The organism is Kitasatospora sp. NPDC091276, from assembly GCF_040684355.1.
In the GTDB taxonomy this organism is placed as follows: domain Bacteria; phylum Actinomycetota; class Actinomycetes; order Streptomycetales; family Streptomycetaceae; genus Kitasatospora.
Map to the genome: position 1 here is coordinate 105078 of NZ_JBFBFU010000012.1, position 22648 is coordinate 127725.

The window sequence follows — 22648 nt, forward strand, 5'->3', positions numbered from 1 at the left end:
GTCCCCTTGCCCGCCTGTTCTCCCGTCCGTCCGTCGTCGTCCGTCCGTCGTCGTCCGTCGTCCTTCGTCCGTCGCCGCCACCCGCCGAAGGGAGGTACCGCCGTGCCCGCCACCACCGGACCGAACCTGCCGAACCGCTCCACCGGTGCCGACTTCCGGCTGCTGCTTCCCGCCGTCTCGGCCTGGGTGGTGACGGCCGCGCTCCTCGGCCTGGAGCCGGGGTACGACGTCCTCGCCTTCGGCCTGGCGGGTGCCGCCGCGGCGGCGGCCGTCCTGCTGCTCGTCAGGCCCGCGCTCCTGCGCCGACGCGCAGCGGCGGTGACCTTGGCCGCCGTCCTGCTCACCGGAGCCGCCGCGGCGGTGGCCACCCCGCTGCACACCGCCGATCTGTACCGGGGGCCGCTGCCGGAGCTCGTCCGAGCGGCCGAGCACGCCCCGCCGCGGTCCCCGGGCGAGCCCGCTCGGGTGGTGGAGGCGGAGCTGACCGTCGCCGGGGACCCGAAGGCCCACACGGCCCGGGGCGGGACCACCGGCGGGCAGACCCTCCTCACCATCGACGCGGTGGCCGACCGGGTCACGCTCCTGCCGGACGGGCGGAGCACCCGGACGCGGACCCCGGTGACCGTCATGGTCCGGGGCGCGGAATCCGGGCCCTGGCAGGGGCTGCTCCCGTCGGAGCGGCTGGCGGTGGAGGCCGAGGTGCGGCCCGCGGGAGACGGCTACGACACCTCGTGCGCGGCGCTGCTGGTCGTCCACGGCTCGCCCCGGCACCTCGCGCCGCCGAGCCTGCCGCAGCGGATCGCCGGGCGGCTGCGTGCCGGTCTGCGCACGGCCAGCGACGGGCTCCCGCCGGACGCGCGCGGACTGCTCCCGGGCCTGGTCGTGGGGGACACCTCGCGACTGCCCGACGACCTTGAGGACGCCTTCCGGGCCACCGACCTGGTGCACCTGGTGGCGGTGAGCGGGGCCAACCTGGCGATCGTCCTCGGCGCGCTGCTGGGCGCCCCGGGGCAGGCCGGCACCCCGGAACGGCGCGGGCTGGCCGCGCTGCTGGGGCTCTCGCTGCGCACCAGCGCGCTGCTCGGGACGGCGCTGACGCTGGCCTTCGTCGCCGTCTGCCGGCCGGAGCCCAGCGTGCTGCGCGCGGCCGGGACGGGGCTGATCGGCATGCTCGCGCTGGCCACCGGCCGGCCCCGGCAGGCGGTGCCCGCGCTCGCCGGGGCGGTCCTGGTGCTCGTCCTGCTCGACCCGTTCCTGGCGCGTTCCTTCGGATTCCTGCTCTCGGTGCTCGCCACGGCCGGGCTGCTCGTCCTCGGGCCGCACTGGGCCGAGGCGCTGCGGTCCCGGCGCTGGCCGCACCACCTGGCGGGTGCCCTGGCGGCGACGGCCGCCGCCCAGGCCCTGTGCGCGCCGGTGACGGTGGTGCTGTCCGGGCACGTCAGCCTGGTCGCGATCCCGTGCAACCTGCTGGCCGAACTGGCGGTGGCCCCGGCGACCCTGCTCGGCTTCGGGGTGCTCGTGCTGCAGCCGCTCCTCCCGGACCTGGCCCGGCTGCTCGCGGAGCCGGCCGGCGTGCCGGTCGGCTGGCTCGCCCTGGTGGCACGGCGCGGTGCCGAACTTCCGGGCAGCCAACTTTCCTGGCCGGGCGGGTGGTTCGGGACGGCGACGGTCGCGCTGGCCACCCTGGCGGTCTGCTGGGTGATGCCGCTCCTGCTGCCACGGCGGGCGCCGTCCGGCAAGCCCGTCCGCGCCCGGCGGCGGTGGGTGCGGGCGCTGGTGACGGGGGTCCTGCTCGTGGTCCTGCTGGCCGTGCTGCTGCGGCCACCGCAGCTCACCCGGATCGCGACCGGCTGGCCGCCGCCGGGGTGGCGGATGGTGATGTGCGACGTGGGCCAAGGGGACATGCTGGTGCTCGCGGCCGGTGCACAGGACAGTGCGGTGGTGGTCGATGCGGGGCCGGATCCGAACGCCGCCGACAGGTGCCTGCGGGATCTGGGTGTCACGGAAGTGCCGTTGTTGGTGGTGACGCACTTCCACGCCGATCACGTCGAGGGTGTGCCGGGGGTGTTCCGGGGCCGCCGGGTCGGAGCGATCGAGGGCACGACCCTGGACGATCCGCCGGGTGAGGCGGCCCGGGTGGCGGGCTGGGCGGCTGGTGCCGGAGTCCCGCTGCTGCGCGCGGGGCGCGGTGAACGGCGTTCGGTGGGGCCGGGGCTGTCCTGGGAGGTGGTCTGGCCCGACGCCGGGGCGGCTGCCGAGGCATCGGGGGCGAACAATGCGAGCGTCGCGCTGGTGGTGTCGGTGGCGGGCGGACTGAGGATGGCGTTGCTCGGGGACCTCGAACCGCCTGCCCAGTCGGTGCTGCTGGGCCGGTTGGGGCAGGTGGACGTCCTGAAGGTGGCGCACCACGGATCCGCGCATCAGGACTGGGCCTTGACCGGTGCGTTGCGTCCCCGGCTGGCGTTGATCTCGTGCGGCGAGGGAAACGCGTACGGGCATCCGTCCGTGCGGACGGTGGACCGGCTGCGCGCGCTGGGTGCGAGCGTGCTGCGCACCGATCGGGTGGGCGACATCGCGGTGACGGGCGGCTCGCCGGCCGTCCTCGGGGTGTCCGTGCACCCGCAGACGGCGCACGAGGCGCGCAAGCCCCGCTCGCACGCTGCGGATGGAGCGCCCGACTCCCGTACCGGGCGGGGCTCGCACACTCCGCGAGCCCCGCCCGGCTGACCCCGCCCTCCTCTCCTCCCAGCCATCAGGTGGGGGAAGGGAAAGGGGTGGGGGTGGGGAGGAGGGAGGGGGCGGGGCGGGGCCCGGAGAACGATTGCGGCGCGCTCCGGGCCCTGCCCGGAGCGCGCCGAAGTACGGGCACCTACGGTGGTGCGTCGCGCTCGCCCGTCGAGCGCGAGCTGTTGGCAGGCAGGCCGGGTCAGCAGGAGATGTTGCCGCCGCCGACGTCGGTGCCGAGGATGCCGACGAAGTTCTGGAAGAGGTTGATGCGGTCGTTGCGCTCGTCCGGGTTCTGGCCGTTGCATTCCAGGGCGCCGTTGATGCTGCGGATGGTCTCGCCGAAGCCCCTGCCGTTGACGATGGCGTCGTGCGGGGTCATCGTCCCGGCGCCGTTCTGGGTGTCCCAGAACCAGAGGCCGGTCTTCCAGGAGACGGCGGGGTCCTGCTCCGCCTGGTAGGGGTTGTCCAGCAGGTCGATGTGCAGGGCGTCGCCCGCCGCCTTGTAGTTGAAGTTCCAGCTGATCTGGAGCGGGCCGCGCCCGTAGTAGGCGCTCTGGCCGGCCGGACAGCCGTAGGGCTGCGAGGCGTCGCAGTAGTGGCTGTAGTTGGCGGTGTTCTGCTCGACGACGTACCGCAGGCCGCCGGTCTCGTGGCTGACGTTGGCGAGGAAGGCGGCCGCCTCCCGCCTGCGCGTCGCGTCGTCCCCGGTGGTGGCGAACCCGGGGTAGGCGCTCAGCGCATTGACCAGGCCGTCGTACGTGTAGAAGGAGTTCCGGTTCGGGAACATCTGGTTGAACTGGGCCTCGCTGACCACGAACCCGTCGGCGGAGGCGGGCGTCGCCGGAACGGCGACCGCCAGCCCGCTCGCGACTGCGGCGGCGCTCAGCACGGCCAGAACGCGCGACCGGGTCCGGGACAGGGCACGGGATACGGACATCTGCACTCCTTCGGTGGCGTGGACCGAGCCGCTGAGCCCCTGCGGGCAGCCGGCTCGGGCGCTCAAGGATTCGTGGCCGAAGCAACGTTCGCAGAATGACACGCACTTGGTGTGAGGAGGCATGGAATTGACGGTGAATCACTCGACGGGGGGTGTGGCTCGTCGAGGGTTGACGCCGAGGTGGTCGGACCCGGCGGCGCGGGGTGGAGGCGGCCTCGCGCTCCTCGGCCCGGAACGGGCGCAGCGCCGCGCCCGGGCCCGTTCCCCTCGAAGGTTCCGGGCCGGGCCGGGGTCCGGCCGTCGGTGTCAGCCTTCCTCGCGCCAGCCCTCGTGCTCGACGGCGATGGCGTCCAGGGCGTGCAGCAGGGCCGGGGTCCAGCCGTCCTCCGGGGGCTCGACGACGACCAGCCACTGGGCGTCCTCGGCGTCGTCCTCGCCGGCCAGGGCGTCCCGGACGAGGTCGAGCTCGCCGAGGTCGGGGTGGGCGGCGCTGAGCTCCTCGGAGGCGTCCTCGGCGGCGTCGCGGTCGGGCAGGACGAGCAGTTGCCGGGCGTGCGGGTCGTTGACGTCCGGCAGGTCGGTGGTGTGGTTCTCGGTCACCGGACCATTCTCCAGGTCGGGTGGTCGACACGGTCGGGCAGGTCGGGTCAGGCGGGCCGGGTCGGGTAGGTCGGGCCGGAGGGGCGGGACCGGGCGGGGCCAGGGGCCGGGGTCGCCCCGGGCGGGAGTGTCCGCGCCCCGTGGGATGCTGGTAGGCGATGGCCAGGAAGAGTGCACCCGACGACCTGCTCGCCCCGCTGACCCTCGCGGTCGGCCAGGAGGAGCTGCTGCTGGACCGCGCGGTCGCCCAGGTGGTGGCGGCGGCGAAGGCGGCGGACCCGGACACCGACGTGCGGGATCTGCCGCCCGGCGGCCTGCAGCCGGGCAGCCTGGCCGAGCTGACCACGCCGTCGCTGTTCGCCGAGCGCAAGGTGATCGTGGTGCGGGCCGCGCAGGACCTCTCCGCCGACTCGGTGAAGGAGGTCAAGGCGTACATCGAGGCGCCGGCCGAAGAAGTGATCATGGTGTTGGCGCACGCGGGCGGGGCCAAGGGCAAGGGCCTGCTGGACGCCGGGCGCAAGGCGGGCGGTCGCGAGGTGGCGTGCGCGAAGCTGACCAAGGCGAGCGAGCGGCTGGCCTTCGTCCGGGGTGAGTTCCGTACGCTGGGCCGCTCGGCGACGCCGGAGGCCTGCCAGGCCCTGCTGGACTCGCTCGGCAGCGACCTGCGCGAGCTGGCGGCCGCGTGCAGCCAGTTGACCTCGGACGTCGAGGGCGCGATCGACGAGACGGTGGTGGCCCGCTACTACAGCGGCCGGGCCGAGGCGACGGGCTTCGAGGTGGCCGATCTGGCGGTCACCGGCCGGGCCGCGGAGGCGCTGGAGCGGCTGCGCTGGGCCCTGGCGGTGGGCCAGCCGCCGACCGGCATCACCTACGCGCTGGCCTCCGGCGTGCGCAGCATCGGGCGGTTGGCGACCACCGGGCGGAACATGCGTCCGGCGGACCTGGCCCGCGAGTTGGGCATGCCGCCGTGGAAGGTCGATCGGGTGCGCCAGCAGATGCGCGGCTGGACGGGCGACGGGGTGGCCACCGCGCTGACCGCGATCGCCCAGGCCGACGCCGCCGTCAAGGGCGGCTCGGACGATCCGGCCTTCGCGCTGGAGCGCGCGGTGGTGGCCGTCGCCCGGGCGGCCCGGGCCGGGTCCCGCCCGGCGTACTGACGGCGCGGCCACCGGATCGGACCCGGCCCCCGCCTGCCCGGCCACCCGCCGACCCGCCTGCCACCACCTGCTCACCCGCCGACCCGCCTACGCGCCTACGCGCCCATCGAGTGGACGGTTTCCCAGGCGTCGGCCCGCAGCGCCGTCCGGAGCCCCGGACGCGCGTGACCGGCCAGACGACAGCGACCGGGGCCACGGAACGCGACAGGCGCCGTAGCGGGCCTCTGGGGAGAGGCCGACTATGGCGCCTGTCGTACTGCTTCGTACACCGCACCCGCGTGGCGAACGCAGGCCGCGTGCGGTGCGAGTCTCTCGCGCCTCAGGGGTCCGGGTAGAGGGCCGGGTCCGTCCCGAGGCGGTGGGGGCCGAGGCCCCCGGGGCGTCAGGCCTGGGCGGCCGCGTTGACGCGCTTGGTGATGGCCGACTTCTTGTTGGCGGCCTGGTTGGCGTGGATGACGCCCTTGCTCACGGCCTTGTCCAGCGCCTTGGAGGCGGCGCGGGCCAGCACGGTGGCCTTCTCGGTCTCGCCGGCGGCAGCGGCCTCGCGGGCCTTGCGCAGGGCGGTCTTCAGCGAGGACTTGACGGCCTTGTTGCGCAGGCGCGCCTTCTCGTTGGTCTTGTTGCGCTTGATCTGGGACTTGATGTTCGCCACGAAGGAGCCTCAGTCTTGTCTAAAAGGATTGAACGGGCTGCACCGCGCGGCCGCCGGGCAGCTGAGAGGGCATGCCGGGGCCAGGTGCAGCAGCCCACGCTACCAGGGGCCCGCCACCCGCCCCAAACCGGGCGCCCGGCCCCGTAGCCGGGTCGCCTGCGCGGTAGTGGGCCGTCTACGCACTGAGCACCGGCTCCCCGTAGTGCTCGACCTCCGGGAACGGCCGGTAGAAGCGGTGCAGGAGCTCCCGCCACCGCCGGTACTCGGCTGAGCCGCGGAAGCCCTCGGTGTGGTCCGCGAGCGTCTCCCATTCCACCTGGAGGAGGAATCGCGAGCCGCGTCCTTCGTCGAGGCAGCGGCGCAGTTGCAGGGAGCGGAAGCCCTGCTGGACGGTGATCAGGGGCCGGGCCTCGGCGAAGGCGGCGAGGAACTCGTCCTCCTGGCCGGGCAGGACGTCGAGCAGGGCGCTTTCGAGGATCACGGGGTGCCATCCTGCCGTCTGGCACGGGCCCGGAGAAGGTCCGGGCGGACCGAACGGCGGCCCGCGCCGTGGTCGTGGGAGGATGGGAGGAACTATTTCGATCGGACGAGACTGTCCGGTCCCCGGGAAAACCGGTCAGCGATGACCAGGACACCCCCGGCCCCGGACCAACGGAGAATCGGACCAAGGTGCCCGCGACCCCCAGCAATGTGCCAGAGCCCAGCCGTACCGACCCGGCGCTGATCCGCAACTTCTGCATCATCGCCCACATCGACCACGGCAAGTCGACGCTCGCAGACCGGATGCTGCAGATCACGGGCGTCGTCGACCCGCGGCAGATGCGCGCCCAGTACCTCGACCGCATGGACATCGAGCGCGAGCGCGGCATCACCATCAAGTCGCAGGCGGTCCGCCTCCCGTGGGCGCCGAGGACCGGTCCGAATGCCGGGACGACGCACATCCTCAACATGATCGACACCCCCGGCCACGTGGACTTCACGTACGAGGTGTCCCGCTCCCTCGCGGCCTGCGAGGGCACCATCCTGGTGGTCGACGCGGCCCAGGGCATCGAGGCGCAGACCCTCGCCAACCTGTACCTGGCGCTGGAGAACGACCTCACGATCGTCCCGGTGCTGAACAAGATCGACCTGCCGGCCGCCCAGCCGGAGAAGTACGCGGCGGAGATCGCGCACATCATCGGCTGCGACCCCTCGGACGTGCTGCAGGTCAGCGCCAAGACCGGCCTCGGCGTCGAGGACCTGCTGGACCACATCGTCAACACCGTCCCGGCCCCGGTCGGCGTCAAGGACGCCCCGGCCCGCGCGATGATCTTCGACTCGGTGTACGACTCCTACCGCGGCGTGGTCACCTACGTGCGTGTCGTGGACGGACAGCTCACCAAGCGCGAGCGGATCGCGATGATGTCCACCGGCGCCACCCACGAGCTGCTGGAGATCGGCGTCATCTCGCCCGAGCCGAAGGTCGCCGACGGCCTGGGCGTCGGCGAGGTGGGTTACATCATCACCGGCGTGAAGGACGTCCGGCAGTCCAAGGTCGGTGACACCATCACCTCGATGCACAAGGGTGCGACCGAGGCGCTGGGCGGCTACAAGGACCCGCGCCCGATGGTGTTCTCCGGCCTGTACCCGCTGGACGGCTCGGACTACCCGCTGCTGCGCGACGCCCTGGACAAGCTGCGGCTGAACGACGCCGCGCTGGTGTACGAGCCGGAGACCTCGGTCGCGCTCGGCTTCGGCTACCGCTGCGGCTTCCTCGGCCTGCTGCACCTGGAGATCATCCGGGAGCGCCTGGAGCGCGAGTTCAACCTCGACCTGATCTCCACCGCCCCGAACGTGGTCTACCGGGTGATCATGGAGGACGGTACCGAGCACATCGTCACCAACCCGAGCGAGTTCCCGACCGGCAAGATCGCCGAGGTGTACGAGCCGGTCGTGCGCGGCACCATCCTGGCGCCCAACGAGTTCGTCGGCGCGATCATGGAGCTCTGCCAGTCCCGCCGCGGCAACCTCCAGGGCATGGACTACCTGTCCGAGGACCGGGTCGAGCTGCGCTACACCCTGCCGCTCGCCGAGATCGTCTTCGACTTCTTCGACCAGCTGAAGTCCAAGACCCGCGGCTACGCCTCGCTCGACTACGAGCCCATCGGCGAGCAGTCCGCCCAGCTGGTGAAGGTCGACATCCTGCTGCACGGCGACGCGGTGGACGCCTTCTCCGCGATCGTGCACAAGGACAAGGCCTACGGCTACGGCGTGATGATGGCGGGCAAGCTGCAGAAGCTGATCCCGCGCCAGCAGTTCGAGGTGCCGATCCAGGCGGCCATCGGCTCCCGGGTGATCGCCCGTGAGACGGTCCGCGCGATCCGCAAGGACGTCCTCGCCAAGTGCTACGGCGGTGACATCTCGCGCAAGCGCAAGCTGCTGGAGAAGCAGAAGGAAGGCAAGAAGCGGATGAAGATGGTCGGCCGCGTGGAGGTCCCGCAGGAGGCCTTCATCGCCGCGCTGTCCACCGACGCCGAGGCGCCGAAGGAAAAGAAGTAACCACAGGCGCGTGAGAGGGGCCCGGGCGGACAACCGCCCGGGCCCCTCCTCGTTCTCCCCACCCTCGTTCTCTCCGCCGGAGCGGCCACCGCAGCGCACCACGGACGAGGAGCCGGGGCGGTTCGGGCCCGCCCCGGCTCGGCACCGGCGGTGTGTGACGGTCAGTCCATCTCGGCCACGGCCTCCGCGAACTGCGCCTGGTACAGCCGCGCGTAGGCGCCGTGCGCGGCGATCAGCTCGTCGTGCGAGCCCTGTTCGACGATCGAGCCGTTCTCCATCACCAGGATCACGTCGGCGTCCCGGATGGTGGAGAGCCGGTGCGCGATCACGAAGCTGGTGCGGCCGGTGCGCAGCCGGGCCATGGCCCGCTGGATCAGCACCTCGGTGCGGGTGTCGACGGAGCTGGTCGCCTCGTCCAGGACGAGGATCGACGGCTGGGCGAGGAACGCCCGGGCGATGGTGATCAGCTGCTTCTCGCCCGCGCTGACCCCGGCGCCGTCGTCGTCGATGACGGTGTCGTAGCCGTCCGGCAGGGTGCGCACGAAGCGGTCGACGTGGGCGGCCTTGGCGGCCTCGACGACCTGCTCGCGGGTGGCTCCCTGGGCGCCGTAGGCGATGTTGTCGGCGATGGTGCCGCCGAACAGCCAGGTGTCCTGGAGCACCATGCCGATGCCGGAGCGCAGTTCCTCGCGGGACATCGCGGAGACGTCGACCCCGTCGAGGGTGATCCGCCCGGAGCTGACCTCGTAGAACCGCATCAGGAGGTTGACCAGGGTGGTCTTGCCGGCGCCGGTGGGGCCGACGATGGCGACGGTCTGGCCGGGTTCGACCTTGAGCGAGAGGTCCTCGATGAGCGGCTTCTCGGGGTCGTAGCGGAAGGACACGTCCTGGAAGGCGACCCGGCCGTGGATGGTGTCGGGCCGCTCGGACACGGCCGGTTCGGGGGTCTGCTCGGGGGCGTCCAGCAGTTCGAAGACGCGCTCGGCGGAGGCGACCCCGGACTGCACCAGGTTGGCCATGCTGGCGACCTGGGTGAGCGGCTGGCTGAACTGCCGCGAGTACTGGATGAACGCCTGCACGTCGCCGATGGACAGCGCGCCGCTGGCCACCCGCAGGCCGCCGACGACCGCGACCAGCACGTACTGCAGGTTGCCGATCAGCATCATCGCGGGCTGGATGATCCCGGAGATGAACTGCGCCCGGAAGCTGGAGGTGTACAGCGCCTCGTTGTGCTCGCGGAAGGTCTCGGCGGACTCGCGCTGGCGGCCGAACACCTTGACCAGGGTGTGGCCGGTGTACATCTCCTCGATGTGCGCGTTGAGTTGGCCGGTGGACTTCCACTGCTGGACGAACTGGGGCTGCGCCCGCTTGCCGACCTTGGCGGCGACGGCCACCGACAGCGGCACCGAGATCAGGGCGATCGTCGCCAGCAGCGGGGAGATCCAGAACATCATCGCCAGCACGCCGATCACGGTGAGCAGCGAGTTGACGACCTGTCCCATGGTCTGCTGCATGGACTGGCTGATGTTGTCGATGTCGTTGGTGACCCGGCTGAGCACCTCGCCGCGCGGCTGCTTGTCGAAGTAACTGAGCGGCAGCCGGGCGAGTTTGGCCTCGACGTCCTGGCGAAGCCGGTAGCCGGCCCGCTGGATCGCCGCGGTGGCCAGCCGGCCCTGGACGATGCCGAACAGGGCGGAGGCGAGGTAGATGACCAGCACCCAGAGCAGCACGGTGCCGATGGCGCCGAAGTCCATGCCCTGGCCGGGGGTGAAGTCCACCGAGGAGAGCAGGCCGGCGACGCCGCCCTCGCCGTGGGCGCGCAGCCCCTCGACGATCTGCGTCTTGGAGGTGCCGGGTTCGAAGCGGGCGCCGACGACGCCGGCGAAGATCAGGTCGGTGGCGTTGCCGAGGACCTTGGGGCCGGTGACGGCGCAGCCGATGCTGAGCACGCCGAGGGCCAGCACGCCGGAGATCAGGTTGCGTTCGGGGCGCAGCAGGGCGAGCAGTCGCTTGCCGGAGCCCTTGAAGTCCATGGACTTCTCGGTGCCCTGGCCGCCCATGAAGCGGCCAGGTCCGGCGGGGCCGCGGCGGGCGGCGGCGGCCTGCGAGTCGCTGGGCAGTTCGTCGGCGGGGTCCGCGGCCTTGGTGTCCGGGTCGGGCTTTGCGGGGTCAGCGGCCTCGGGGTCCACGGTTCTGGTGTCCGTGGTCTCGGTGTCCGCGGTCCTGGTGTCCGCGTCGGGCTTGCCGGGGGTGGTCACGCCGCCTCCTGCTCGGTGAGCTGGGAGAGCACGATCTCCCGGTATGTCGGGTTGTCGGCCATCAGTTCGTGGTGGGTGCCGGTGCCGACGACCGCGCCTTCGTCGAGGACGATGATCCGGTCGGCGTCGCGGATGGTGGAGACGCGCTGGGCGACGATCAGCACGGTGGCGTCGGAGGTCTCGCGGGCGAGGGCCTTGCGCAGCCTGGCGTCGGTGGCGTAGTCGAGCGCCGAGAAGGAGTCGTCGAACAGGTAGACGTCGGGCTGGCGGACCAGGGCCCGGGCGATGGCCAGGCGCTGGCGCTGGCCGCCGGAGACGTTGCCGCCGCCCTGGGCGATCGGGGCGTCCAGGCCTTCGGGCAGTTCCGCGACGAAGTCCTTGGCCTGGGCGATCTCCAGGGCGTGCCAGAGTTCCTCGTCGGTGGCGTCGGGCCGGCCGTAGCGGAGGTTGCTGGCGACGGTGCCGGAGAACAGGTAGGGCTTCTGCGGGACGAGGCCGACGCTCTCGGCGATCGCCTCGGGGGCGAGTTCGCGCACGTCGACGCCGTCGAGCAGGACCTGGCCGGAGGTGGCGTCGAACAGCCGGGGTACGAGCCCGAGCAGGGTGGACTTGCCGCTGCCGGTGGAGCCGATGACGGCGGTGGTCTCGCCGGGGCGGGCGGTGATGGCGATGCCGCGCAGCACCGAGGCCTCGGCGCCGGGGTAGCGGAAGTCGACGTCGCGCAGTTCCAGGTTGCCGCGGCGCAGCACCTCGGTGATCGGCGCGGCGGGCGGGACGACGCTGGAGGAGGTGCCGAGGACCTCCTCGATGCGCTCGGCGCAGACCTCGGCGCGCGGCACCATCATGAACATGAAGGTGGCCATCATGACGCTCATGAGGATCTGCATCAGGTAGGAGAGGAAGGCGGTGAGCGCGCCGATCTGCATGCCGCCGTTGTCGATCCGGTGGGCGCCGAACCAGAGCACGGCGACGCTGGAGACGTTCACGACCAGCATCACGGCCGGGAACATGAACGACATCAGCCGGCCGACCTGGAGGGCGGTGTCGGTGAGGTCCCCGTTGGCCTTGGCGAAGCGGGCCTGCTCGTGGTCGTCCTTGACGAAGGCGCGGATGACCCGGATGCCGGTGATCTGCTCGCGCAGGACCCGGTTCACCGTGTCGATCCGGGTCTGCATGCTGCGGAACTTGGGGCGCAGCGAGCGGACGAGGAGGACGACGACGGCGCCGAGCAGCGGGATGACCGCGAGCAGCAGGCCGGACAGCGGCACGTCCTGGTTGAGGGCCATGATGATGCCGCCGACGCACATGATGGGGGCGGCCACCATGAGCGTGAAGCTCATCAGGGCCAGCATCTGGACCTGTTGGACGTCGTTGGTGGTGCGGGTGATCAGCGAGGGGGCGCCGAACTGGCCGACCTCGCGGGCGGAGAAGCTCTGCACCCGGTCGAAGACGGCGGCGCGGACGTCCCGGCCGAAGGCCATGGCGGTCTTGGAGCCGTAGTAGACGGCGCCGATCGAGCAGAGCGCCTGGACCAGGGTGATGCCGATCATCACCCCGCCCACCTGCAGGATGTAGCCGGTGTCGCCCTTGACCACGCCGTCGTCGATGATGTCGGCGTTGAGCGTCGGCAGGTAGAGCGCCGCCAGGGTGGACACCAGTTGGAGCCCCACGAGCAGCGCGATCGGTCGGGAGTACGGGCGCAGGTACGCCCTGAGAAGTCTGATCAGCACTGGCACACTCTTGTCGTCGACGGGTGGATTCGCATCCCGATTCTCGTTCTTTGGTGGACTCGTACAGGCGATTCACGAGTTGTGGATCGTAGGTTTGCCCAGTCCTTTGCCGAACCGTACGGCGGGCCCGATTGCACGGGTTCACCGGGGCGCGGGCGGAGTCGTCGTCGGGCACCGGCGGCGCGGCGGTGTGCCGGCCGGGCCCCGCCCTCTTACGGAATGACCGGTTTCCCCCTAGGCTGCTGATTGCCCCCTTGTTACTCGCCGGTATCGCCCGGGTTGACGGGGGGCCCGGCGGCCGCCCCCCACGGGCGCCGAAACCATCCCTCAGACGGCCACCCGCCCCCGGAGGTCCTCGTTGAGTTCCGCGCAGTCCCTGATCGACTCCGGCAGTGCCGACTTGGTCGCCGGGCGTCCCGCCTCCGTCGCCCACCTCTTCCTGGAGCGGGTCGCCGCCACCCCGAACGCCGAGGCCTACCGCTACCCGGCCCCGGTCGACGAGCACGCCGCGGACAGCGCCCCCGGCGCCGAGCAGTGGCGCTCGCTCACCTGGGCGCAGACCGCGGCCCGGGTCAAGGCGGTGGCCGCCGGCCTGATGGCGCTCGGCATCCAGCCGGAGGACCGGGTGGCGCTCGCCTCCTCCACCCGGCTCGAATGGATCATCGCCGACCTCGGGAACATGTGCGCGGGTGCCGCCACGACGACCGTCTATCCCAGCACCAACGCCGATGAGACCGCGTTCATCCTCTCCAACTCCGGTTCCAGGGCGCTGTTCGCGGAGAACTCCGCCCAACTCGCCAAGGCCGTCGGACAGCTCGGACAGCTGCCCGAGCTGCGGACCGTCATCCTCTTCGACGCCCCCGAGGTCGACGTCCCCGAGGCCGATACCCCCGAGGCCGACGCCCCACAGGCCAGTACCCCCGGGGCCGACGGCCTGAACGCCCTCACGGTGCTCACCCTCGCCGAGCTGGAGCAGCGCGGCGCCGAGTACCTGGAGCAGCACCCGGACGCGGTCGAGAAGGCCGTCGCCGCGCTCGACAAGGAACAGCTGGCCACCCTCATCTACACCTCCGGCACCACCGGCCGCCCCAAGGGCGTGCGCCTGGTGCACGACTGCTGGGCGTACGAGGCCCGGGCCCAGGAGGCCAGCGGACTGCTGCGCTCCGACGACGTCCAGTTCATGTGGCTGCCGCTGTCGCACGTGTTCGGCAAGACGCTGATCTCCGGCCAGATCGCCACCGGCCACGTGATGGCCGTGGACGGCCGGGTCGACCGGATCATCCACAACCTGCCGGTCATCCGGCCGACCGTGATGGCCTCGGCGCCGCGCATCTTCGAGAAGGTCTACAACGGCATCGCCGGCCGGGCCCGGGCCGAGGGCGGCGCCAAGTACAAGATCTTCCGGTGGGCCGCCAAGGTCGCCCGCGAGCACGCCCGCGCCGTCCAGGAGAGCCGGATCGCCACCGGCGCCGGCACCGCCCCGCTGGGCCTCAGGCTCCAGCACGGCCTGGCCGACAAGCTGGTCTACGCCAAGATCCGCGCGGCCTTCGGCGGCCGGCTGCGCGGCGCCGTCTCCGGCAGCGCCGCGCTCGCGCCCGAGATCGGCTACTTCTTCCTCGGCGCAGGCGTGCCGATCCTGGAGGGCTACGGCCTCAGCGAGACCAGCGCCGGCTCCTGCGTCAACCGTGAGGAGGACGTCCGGATCGGCACCGTGGGCCGCCCGCTGCCCGGCACCGAGGTCCGGATCGCCGAGGACGGCGAGATCCTGCTGCGCGGCCCCGGCGTCATGCGCGGCTACCACGACCTGCCCGAGAAGACCGCCGAGGTGCTGGAGGCCGACGGCTGGTTCCACACCGAGGACATCGGCGAGCTCGGCCCCGACGGCTTCCTGCGGATCACCGACCGCAAGAAGGACCTGTTCAAGACCTCCGGCGGCAAGTACGTCGCGCCCAGCGAGGTCGAGGGCAGGTTCAAGGCGGTCTGCCCGTTCGTCAGCAACATCCTCGTGATCGGCAACGGCCGCAACTTCTGCACCGCGCTGATCGGCCTGGACGAGGCGGTCATCATGCCGTGGGCCGCCGAGCACGGGCTGAAGGACAAGTCCTACGCCGAGGTGGTCGCCGACCCGCAGGTGCACCAGCTGATCGAGGGCTTCGTCAAGCGGCTCAACGCCGACCTCCAGCGCTGGCAGACGATCAAGAAGTTCCACCTGCTGCCGCGCGACCTCGACATCGAGCACGGCGAGCTCACCCCGAGCCTGAAGATCAAGCGCCCGGTGGTCGAGCGGACCTACGCGGACGCCGTCACCGCGATGTACGCGGGCGCCAACGAGGCCTGATCGGCCCGGACCCCGTACGGCTCGCCGGTTCGGGTGAGCCGTACGGGACAATGGGGTCATGCCCTCCGCACTCCCCGACGGCGAACCGGTGCCGTCCGACGGTTCCCTGCCCGCATCCGCCCGCACCGGTCTCGGGCAGCGGCCGTTCGGCTTCTACCTGCACGTGCCCTACTGCGCCAGCCGCTGCGGCTACTGCGACTTCAACACCTACACCGCCACCGAGCTGCGCTCCTCCGGGGCGGTCGCCTCCCAGGAGACCTACGCGGACAACGTGGTCGCCGAGATCCGGCTGGCCCGCCGGGTCCTCGGCCCGGTCGACCTGCCGGTGCAGACCGTCTTCCTCGGCGGCGGCACCCCCACCCTGCTGCCCGCCCGCGACCTGGTGAAGATGCTCGCCGCGCTGCGCGAGGAGTTCGGGCTCGCCGAGGGTGCCGAGGTCACCACCGAGGCCAACCCGGAGTCCGTCGACCCGGCCTACCTGGCCGAACTGCGCGAGGGCGGCTACAACCGGGTCTCCTTCGGCATGCAGAGCGCCCGCCCGCACGTCCTGAAGCTGCTCGACCGCCACCACACCCCGGGCCGCCCCGAGGCCTGCGTCGCCGAGGCCCGCGCCGCCGGCTTCGACCACGTCAACCTGGACCTCATCTACGGCACCCCCGGCGAGTCCGACGACGACTGGCGCGCCTCCCTGGACGCCGCCATCGGCGCCGGGCCCGACCACGTCTCGGCGTACTCCCTGATCGTCGAGGACGGCACCAAGCTCGCCGCCCGGGTCAAGCGCGGCGAACTGCCGATGATCGACGACGACGTGCACGCCGACCGCTACCTCATCGCCGAACAGGCCCTCAGCGCCGCCGGCTACACCTGGTACGAGGTCTCCAACTGGGCCACCACCCCGGAGGGCCGCTGCCGCCACAACGAGCTGTACTGGACCGGCGCCGACTGGTGGGGCGCAGGCCCGGGCGCGCACAGCCACGTCGGCGGCGTCCGCTGGTGGAACGCCAAGCACCCCGCCGCCTACGCCCAGGCCCTCGCCGAGGGCCGCACCCCGGCCCTGGGCCGCGAGGTGCTCGCCGAGGAGGACCGCCGGGTCGAGCGCATCCTGCTGGAACTGCGCCTCGCCGAGGGCATCCCGCTCACCCTCCTCACCGACACCGGCCGCCACGCCGCCGCCCGCCACCTCGCCGACGGCCTCCTCGCCGCCGAGCCGTACGCCCAGGGCCGCGCGGTCCTCACCCTCCAGGGCCGGCTGCTCGCCGACGCGGTCGTACGTGACCTGGTGGACTGACATTCGTTAGCGTGGGTCTCAGCCGTCGGAGGGAGCGTGCGATGACCGCCAGCGATGATCGGATGACCGGGATCTTCGAGAACCTGGAGGTGCCGGAGGGCATCAAGGCCGAACTCATCAGGGGGGAAATCGTGATGACGGCGGGGCCTGACATGGTCCACGATCTCATCGTCCTGGCGATTCAGCACCAGCTTCCGTACGGTCGGTGGCGTCCACTCACGACCCAGGACCTGGGGATCCCCGGCCAGGCGAGCGAACCCCAGCCCGACCTGGTCGTCTTCGAACGCGGGGCGGTCCAGGAGCACGGACGACTGCTGCCGTCGCCCGCCGTCACCCTGGTGGTCGAGGTGGTGTCGAAGACCAGTGTCGATCGTGATTACCGGACCAAGCGGGAGCTCTACGCCGAGGGCTCCGTCCCCGCGTACCTGATCGTGGACCCGATCAAGGGGGTCTGCGTGCTGCTGACCGGGTTGGGTAGGGATCCCGGGTCCGGCCTCCCGAGGTACATGTCCGAGCGGACCAGCAAGTTCGGCGAGCCCGCCCCCGTCAGCCTGCTTGAGATCGATCTGGACACCACGGACTTTCAGCAGTACGTCTGATCGGCCTCACTCCGGAACCGTCACGAAGTCGATCAACTCCTCGACCTTGCCCAGCAGTTCCGGCTCCAGGTCCTTGTAGCTGTCCACCGTGGAGAGGATCCGCTTCCAGGCGGCGGGGGTGTTCACCGGCCAGCCGAGGCGGCGGCAGACGCCCTCCTTCCACTCCTCGCCGCGCGGGACGGCGGGCCAGCCGGCGATGCCGACGGAGGCGGGCTTCACGGCCTGCCAGATGTCGATGTAGGGGTGGCCGACGACCAGGACGGCGTCGCCGGTGACCTGGGCGGCGATGCGGTGCTCCTTGGTGCCGGGGAGCAGGTGGTCGACCAGGACGCCGAGGCGCCGCCCCGGGCCGGGGGCGAAGTCGGCGACGATCGCGGGCAGGTCGTCCACGCCCTCCAGGTACTCGACGACCACGCCCTCGAACCGCAGGTCGTCGCCCCAGACCCGCTCGACCAGTTCGGCGTCGTGCCGGCCCTCGACGTAGATCCGAGACTCGCGGGCGACCCGGGCCCGGGCGCCGGGAACGGCGACCGAGCCGGAGGCGGTGCGGCCCGGCGTACGGGAGGGGGCGGGGCCGGCCGGGCGCACCAGGGTGACCGTCCGGCCCTCCAGCAGGAAGCCGCGCGGCACCAGCGGGAACACCCGGAGCTTGCCGAATCGGTCCTCCAGGGTGACGGTGAAGCCCTCGGCGGTCTTCTCGCAGCGCACCACCGCGCCGCAGAAGCCGGTGGCGGCCTCCTCCACCACCAGGTCCCGTTCGGCGGTCACCTCCGGGGCGGGCTGCTGCTTCTTCCACGGCGGGGTCAGGTCGGGTCCGTACTGGCGGCTGCGCATGAAAGCGACTATACGGACGGACCGTCAGAGGCCCGGCGCGCCCCAGACCGGGAACCAGCGGCTGAGGTCCTTCTCCAGCCGCAGGTCGTTCCCGAGCATCGCGTTGACCTGGAGCTCCAGCGGGCTGTTGCGCCGCTCCCCGCCGCCGGGCATCGGGGCGAAGGGGTAGAAGGTGCCGCGCTTGTAGAGGTAGACCAGGGCCAGCGACTGCCCGTCCGGGTTGCGGAAGCCGACCAGCGAGCAGAGCAGCTGCGGTCCGAAGCCGTTCGCCTCCAGCTCGCTGTTGACCGCGTGCAGGTCGTTGACCAGGTCCGGCAGTTCCTCGGGGGTGTGCCGGGCGAGCAGCCAGGAGTAGCCGTAGCCGTCCTTGGAGGCCTCCACCGGGACGCCGCCGCGCTCGGTGTCGGCGTCGAGCAGTGCCCGCACCTGCTGTTCGACCTGGCCGAAGGCCGCGCCCTCGACGGCGGCGAAGCAGACCGAGCCGAGCCCGGTGGGGGTGAACCCGGCCGCGGCCTCCAGGGTGAGGGCGGCGGACGGGACGCCGAACAGCTGGTCGAGGTCGGGCTTGACGGGCTTGGTGCGCCCGAACAGGGTGTCCAGGATTCCCACGGCGGTCCTTTCGGAGGAGGGAGTCGGGAGGGCGGCAGGGGGGCGGGGCCTCAGCGGCCGAGCTGTTCGGAGATCTTCGCCAGCTGCTCCAGGCGCTTCTCCAGCGTCGGGTGGGTGGAGAACAGCTGCGAGGCGGTCTCCCGGGCGCTCAGCGCGGGGGCGAAGTAGAAGGCGTTGTAGGGCTGCGCCTGGCGCAGGTCCTTGCTGGGGATGGCGGCGATCTGGCCGGTGACCTTGGTGAGCGCGGAGGCGAGGGCGCTGGGCCGGCCGGTGAGCTGGGCGGCGGCGCGGTCGGCGGCGAGTTCCCGGTAGCGGGACAGGAGCCGGGTGAGCAGGAAGCTGATGGCGTAGACGACCATCGACACCAGCGGGATGATCAGGGCGACGATGGCCGCGTTCTGGTCGTTGTTGTTGCGGTTGCCGCCCATGAACCCGCCGTACATGGCGATCCGGGTCATGGCCCCGGCGAGGACGCCGAGGAAGCCGGCGATGGTCATCACCGCGACGTCCCGGTGGGCGACGTGGGACAGCTCGTGGGCGAGGACGCCCTCCAGTTCCTCGGGCTCCAGCCGGCGCAGCAGGCCGGTGGTGACGCACACCACGGCGTTCTGCGGGTTGCGGCCGGTGGCGAAGGCGTTCGGCATGTCGTTGTCGGCGACCGCCACCCGGGGTTTGGGCATGTCGGCCAGCGCGCAGAGCCGGTCGATGGTGCCGTGCAGTTGCGGGTACTGCTCAGGGGTCACCTGGTGGGCGCCCATCGCCCGTTCGGTGATCTTGTCGCTGAACCAGAACTGGGCCACGAACAGCCCGCCGGAGATCAGGACGATCAGTGGCCAGGCGCCGCGCAGCAGCACGATCAGCAGACCGGTGAAACCGACGTACAGCAGCCCGATCACGAACATCGTCACGACCATGCGGCCGGTCAGACCGCGGTCGGGCGCGAAACGGGTGTGCTGGCCCGAGCTCGACATTGCTTGCTCCTCCATTCGCCGTCGTCTTCGATGCTGCCACCCGGACGGCCCCGCGGCACCACCCCCGCGCCGGGAACTGCGGGCAGGATCACTCCGGCCGGGCCGTTCCTGCCGTTGGGCCCGGGCCTTACACTGGCAGGTACGGTTTTGGCACTCGCAGGTTCAGAGTGCCAAAGCGGGTGCCGGAGCCGGGATCCTCCCGGAGCGGGCAGCAGCATGCGTGACACGAACGGACAACGTGCGAAGACGGAGGTGTGTGCCCCATGGCCGGTGAGGTTCGCCAGCTGGACGACCGCAAGCTCGCCGTGCTCCGCGCGATCGTCCAGGACTACGTGGGCACCGAGGAGCCGGTCGGCTCCAAGGCCCTGGTGGAGCGGCACAACCTCGGAGTCTCCCCGGCGACCGTCCGCAACGACATGGCGGCGCTGGAGGAGGAGGGCTACATCCACCAGCCGCACACCAGCGCCGGGCGCATCCCCACCGACAAGGGGTACCGCCTGTTCGTCGACAAGCTCGCCGAGGTCAAGCCGATGAGCGCCCCCGAGCGCCGGGCGATCCGGCACTTCCTGGACGGCGCCGTCGACCTGGACGACGTGGTCATGCGGACGGTGCGGCTGCTCGCCCAGCTCACCCGGCAGGTCGCGGTGGTGCAGTACCCCTCGCTGTCGCGGTCCACCGTCCGGCACATCGAGCTGGTGGCGCTGGCCCCGACCAAGGTGATGCTGGTCCTGATCACCAACACCGGCCGGGTCGAGCAGCGGATGGTCGACTGCCCGGGCCCGGTCGGCGAGACGGTCCTGGCGGACCTGCGGGCCCGGATCAACGCGCGGGCCGTCGGCCAGCGGCTGCCGGACGTGCCGGGGTTCCTGGAGGAGCTCCCGGCGGGTTTCGAGCCGCCGGACCGCCCGACCGTCAGCACGGTCCTGGCGACGCTGTTCGAAGCGCTCGCCGAGCAGAACGAGGAGCGGATCATGCTGGCCGGCACGGCCAACCTGACCCGCTTCGGGCACGACTTCCCCCTGACCATCCAGCCGGTGCTGGAAGCCCTGGAGGAGCAGGTCGTCCTGCTCCGCCTCCTGGGTGAGACGGCGGACGCCGCGATGACGGTCCGGATCGGGCGGGAGATCGCCTACGAGGGGCTGAATTCCACCTCGGTGGTGTCGGTCGGCTACGGTTCGGGCGACGAGAGCGTGGCCAAACTGGGTGTGATCGGTCCGACCCGGATGGACTATCCGGGCACAATGGGGGCGGTGCGTGCGGTGGCGCGGTACGTGGGCCAGATCCTGGCCGAGTCGTAGCACAGGCCGCCGTCGGAACCTCTGACGGCGGTGTCCAGTCGCAGCACTACTACAGGCGGAACAAGCGGAGCATTTGGTGGCCACGGACTACTACGCGGTACTCGGCGTCCGACGGGATGCGGGGCAGGACGAGATCAAGAAGGCCTTCCGGCGCCTGGCACGCGAACTGCACCCGGACGTCAACCCGGACCCGAAGACGCAGGAGCGGTTCAAGGAGATCAACGCCGCTTACGAGGTGCTCTCCGACCCGCAGAAGCGCCAGGTCTACGACCTCGGAGGTGACCCGCTCTCGCCGGGCGGCGGGGGCGCGGGCGGCTTCGGCGCGGGGGCGGCCGGCTTCGGCTTCTCCGACATCATGGACGCCTTCTTCGGCGCCGCGGCCGGCCAGCGCGGCCCGCGCTCGCGCACCCGCCGCGGCCAGGACGCCATGATCCGGCTGGAGATCACCCTGGAGGAGGCCGCCTTCGGCACCACCAAGGAACTCCAGGTCGACACCGCCGTCACCTGCACCACGTGCAGCGGCGAGGGCGCGGCCCCCGGCACCTCCGCGCAGACCTGCGACATGTGTCGCGGCAGGGGCGAGGTCTCCCAGGTCACCCGGTCGTTCCTGGGCCAGGTCATGACCTCCCGTCCCTGCCCGCAGTGCCAGGGCTTCGGCACCGTCGTGCCGACCCCGTGCCCGGAGTGCGCCGGCGACGGCAGGGTCCGCGCCCGGCGCACCCTGACCGTCAAGATCCCGGCCGGTGTCGACAACGGCACCCGGATCCAGCTGGCCGGCGAGGGCGAGGTCGGCCCCGGCGGCGGCCCGGCCGGCGACCTGTACGTCGAGATCGCCGAGACCACCCACACCGTCTTCCAGCGGCGCGGGGACGACCTGCACTGCACCGTCACCATCCCGATGACGGCCGCGTCCCTCGGCACCCAGGTGCCGCTGCAGACCCTGGACGGGCTGGAGGAGGTCGACATCCGGCCCGGCACCCAGTCCGGCCAGTCGATCCCGCTGCACGGCCGCGGCATCACGCACCTGCGCGGCGGCGGCCGGGGCGACCTGATAGTGCACGTCGAGGTGCAGACGCCCACCAAGCTCGACCCCGAGCAGGAGGAGCTGCTGCGCCGGCTCGCGGTGCTGCGCGGCGAGGAGCGGCCGTCCGGCCAGTTCGCGCCGGGCCAGCAGGGCCTGTTCTCGCGCCTCAAGGACGCGTTCAACGGCCGCTAGGCCCTAGGGCCCTGGCCGTCCGCGCGGGGGTGCCGGGTTCTGCCCGGCGCCCCTTTCGCGTTCCCGATCCGCCCCACCCCCGGAGGTTCCCCGCATGACCGCCCCCGTCTTCGTCGTCGAGACCGAGCGGATCGCCGCCGCCGCGCCCGGCTCCGTGGTGCGCCTCGACGGGCCGGAGGGGCGGCACGCGGCCGCGGTGAAGCGGCTGGCGGCGGGCGAGGCGGTGACCCTCGCCGACGGGCTGGGCCTCGGGGTGGACGGGACGGTCGCCGCGGTGCTCGGCAAGGACGCGATCGACGTCACGGTGGCCGCCGTCCGCCGGGAGCCCGAGCCGGCGCCGCGGATCGTCGTCGTCCAGGCGCTGCCCAAGGGCGACCGCGGCGAGCTCGCGGTGGAGACCATGACCGAGGTCGGCGTGGACGTGATCGTCCCGTGGGCCGCCTCGCGCTGCATCACGCAGTGGAAGGGCGACCGGGGCGCCAAGGCGCTCGCCAAGTGGCGGGCCACCGCCCGGGAGGCCGGCAAGCAGTCCCGCCGGCTGCGCTTCCCCGAGGTGCGCGAGCCGGCGACCACCCGGCAGCTGGCGCCGCTGCTGGCCGGGGCCGCGTTCGCCGCCGTGCTGCACGAGGAGGGCGCCGAGCCGCTGGCGCTGGCCGCGCTGCCCGCGGCCGGGGACGTGGTGCTGGTGGTCGGCCCGGAGGGCGGGGTCTCCCCGGAGGAGCTGGCCGCGTTCGCCGAGGCGGGCGCCGGGCCGTACCGGCTGGGCCCCTCGGTGCTGCGCACCTCCACCGCCGGGGTGGCCGCCGGCGCCCTGCTGCTGGGGCGCACCGGCCGCTGGTCGTAGCCGGCCCGCCCGTGCGGTCGGAGTCTGCCCGAACCGGCCCGCGCCGTGCGCG

At 72.2% G+C, this 22648-nt stretch carries 18 protein-coding genes; 9 read left to right on the top strand and 9 right to left on the bottom strand.

Annotated elements, in window-relative coordinates; genetic code table 11:
• The first annotated feature begins 102 nt into the window (after positions 1-102).
• Positions 103-2727 (top strand): ComEC/Rec2 family competence protein, encoded by a 2625-nt coding sequence (locus tag AB0O19_RS17135; protein WP_363620265.1) that lies wholly within the window; start codon positions 103-105, stop codon positions 2725-2727.
• A gap of 199 nt (positions 2728-2926) precedes the next feature.
• Here AB0O19_RS17135 and AB0O19_RS17140 read toward each other — a convergent pair whose 3' ends face one another.
• Together AB0O19_RS17140 and AB0O19_RS17145 are read right to left on the bottom strand one after the other, a co-directional pair.
• Positions 2927-3664 carry a chitinase gene (locus AB0O19_RS17140; protein WP_363620267.1) on the bottom strand — a complete coding sequence of 246 codons (738 nt, stop codon included), beginning with the start codon at positions 3662-3664 and terminating at the stop codon, positions 2927-2929.
• Positions 3665-3970: 306 nt separating this feature from the next.
• Complete coding sequence (locus AB0O19_RS17145; RefSeq protein WP_363620269.1) at positions 3971-4264, bottom strand: hypothetical protein; 294 nt, start codon at positions 4262-4264, stop codon at positions 3971-3973.
• A 158-nt stretch (positions 4265-4422) separates the two neighbouring features.
• On the opposite strand from AB0O19_RS17145, the gene holA reads away from it, so the two are divergent.
• The gene (holA, locus tag AB0O19_RS17150; protein ID WP_363588272.1) at positions 4423-5421 is read left to right on the top strand and encodes a DNA polymerase III subunit delta; all 999 of its coding nucleotides are present in this window, start codon (positions 4423-4425) and stop codon (positions 5419-5421) included.
• A 382-nt stretch (positions 5422-5803) separates the two neighbouring features.
• Here holA and rpsT read toward each other — a convergent pair whose 3' ends face one another.
• The gene (gene rpsT / locus AB0O19_RS17155; protein WP_270147017.1) at positions 5804-6073 is read right to left on the bottom strand and encodes a 30S ribosomal protein S20; all 270 of its coding nucleotides are present in this window, start codon (positions 6071-6073) and stop codon (positions 5804-5806) included.
• A 175-nt stretch (positions 6074-6248) separates the two neighbouring features.
• A complete protein-coding gene (locus AB0O19_RS17160) occupies positions 6249-6554 on the bottom strand; it encodes an antibiotic biosynthesis monooxygenase (RefSeq protein ID WP_363620271.1) in 306 nt (101 codons plus the stop codon).
• A gap of 188 nt (positions 6555-6742) precedes the next feature.
• Here AB0O19_RS17160 and lepA point away from each other — a divergent pair, with 188 nt between their 5' ends.
• Positions 6743-8611, top strand: a complete 1869-nt coding sequence (gene lepA / locus AB0O19_RS17165) for a translation elongation factor 4 (protein WP_363588268.1) — start codon at positions 6743-6745, stop codon at positions 8609-8611.
• Positions 8612-8772: 161 nt separating this feature from the next.
• On the opposite strand, the gene AB0O19_RS17170 is transcribed toward lepA, so the two are convergent.
• On the bottom strand, positions 8773-10671 hold the full coding sequence (locus AB0O19_RS17170) for an ABC transporter ATP-binding protein (protein WP_363620422.1): 1899 nt from the start codon (positions 10669-10671) through the stop codon (positions 8773-8775).
• Between the two features lie 194 nt (positions 10672-10865).
• Positions 10866-12599 (bottom strand): ABC transporter ATP-binding protein, encoded by a 1734-nt coding sequence (locus AB0O19_RS17175; RefSeq protein WP_363620273.1) that lies wholly within the window; start codon positions 12597-12599, stop codon positions 10866-10868.
• Positions 12600-12957: 358 nt separating this feature from the next.
• Here AB0O19_RS17175 and AB0O19_RS17180 point away from each other — a divergent pair, with 358 nt between their 5' ends.
• The 3 genes from AB0O19_RS17180 to AB0O19_RS17190 are packed head-to-tail and all read left to right on the top strand — an operon-like array spanning position 12958 to position 16824.
• The gene (locus AB0O19_RS17180) at positions 12958-14937 is read left to right on the top strand and encodes a long-chain fatty acid--CoA ligase (RefSeq protein ID WP_363620276.1); all 1980 of its coding nucleotides are present in this window, start codon (positions 12958-12960) and stop codon (positions 14935-14937) included.
• Positions 14938-14995: 58 nt separating this feature from the next.
• Positions 14996-16225, top strand: coding sequence for a radical SAM family heme chaperone HemW (gene hemW, locus AB0O19_RS17185; protein WP_363620278.1), 1230 nt, complete (start codon positions 14996-14998; stop codon positions 16223-16225).
• A 41-nt stretch (positions 16226-16266) separates the two neighbouring features.
• Complete coding sequence (locus tag AB0O19_RS17190) at positions 16267-16824, top strand: Uma2 family endonuclease (RefSeq protein ID WP_363620280.1); 558 nt, start codon at positions 16267-16269, stop codon at positions 16822-16824.
• Between the two features lie 6 nt (positions 16825-16830).
• On the opposite strand, the gene AB0O19_RS17195 is transcribed toward AB0O19_RS17190, so the two are convergent.
• From AB0O19_RS17195 to htpX, 3 genes are read right to left on the bottom strand one after another with little or no spacing between them, the layout of a single operon-like run.
• Entirely contained in the window at positions 16831-17658 is an 828-nt protein-coding gene (locus tag AB0O19_RS17195) for a DUF3097 domain-containing protein (protein WP_363620282.1), read from the bottom strand.
• Between the two features lie 24 nt (positions 17659-17682).
• Positions 17683-18267: a hypothetical protein gene (locus tag AB0O19_RS17200; protein ID WP_350878220.1), complete on the bottom strand. Its 585-nt coding sequence runs from the start codon at positions 18265-18267 to the stop codon at positions 17683-17685.
• 50 nt (positions 18268-18317) lie between these two features.
• Positions 18318-19238 carry a zinc metalloprotease HtpX gene (gene htpX / locus AB0O19_RS17205; RefSeq protein ID WP_363588254.1) on the bottom strand — a complete coding sequence of 307 codons (921 nt, stop codon included), beginning with the start codon at positions 19236-19238 and terminating at the stop codon, positions 18318-18320.
• 263 nt (positions 19239-19501) lie between these two features.
• Between htpX and hrcA the strand changes: the two genes are divergently transcribed.
• The 3 genes from hrcA (at position 19502) to AB0O19_RS17220 (ending at position 22596) form a co-directional block, all read left to right on the top strand.
• Positions 19502-20536: a heat-inducible transcriptional repressor HrcA gene (gene hrcA, locus AB0O19_RS17210; RefSeq protein WP_063347523.1), complete on the top strand. Its 1035-nt coding sequence runs from the start codon at positions 19502-19504 to the stop codon at positions 20534-20536.
• A 76-nt stretch (positions 20537-20612) separates the two neighbouring features.
• Entirely contained in the window at positions 20613-21752 is a 1140-nt protein-coding gene (dnaJ, locus tag AB0O19_RS17215; protein ID WP_350878218.1) for a molecular chaperone DnaJ, read from the top strand.
• 94 nt (positions 21753-21846) lie between these two features.
• Entirely contained in the window at positions 21847-22596 is a 750-nt protein-coding gene (locus AB0O19_RS17220; RefSeq protein ID WP_363620285.1) for a 16S rRNA (uracil(1498)-N(3))-methyltransferase, read from the top strand.
• Positions 22597-22648: the final 52 nt, after the last annotated feature.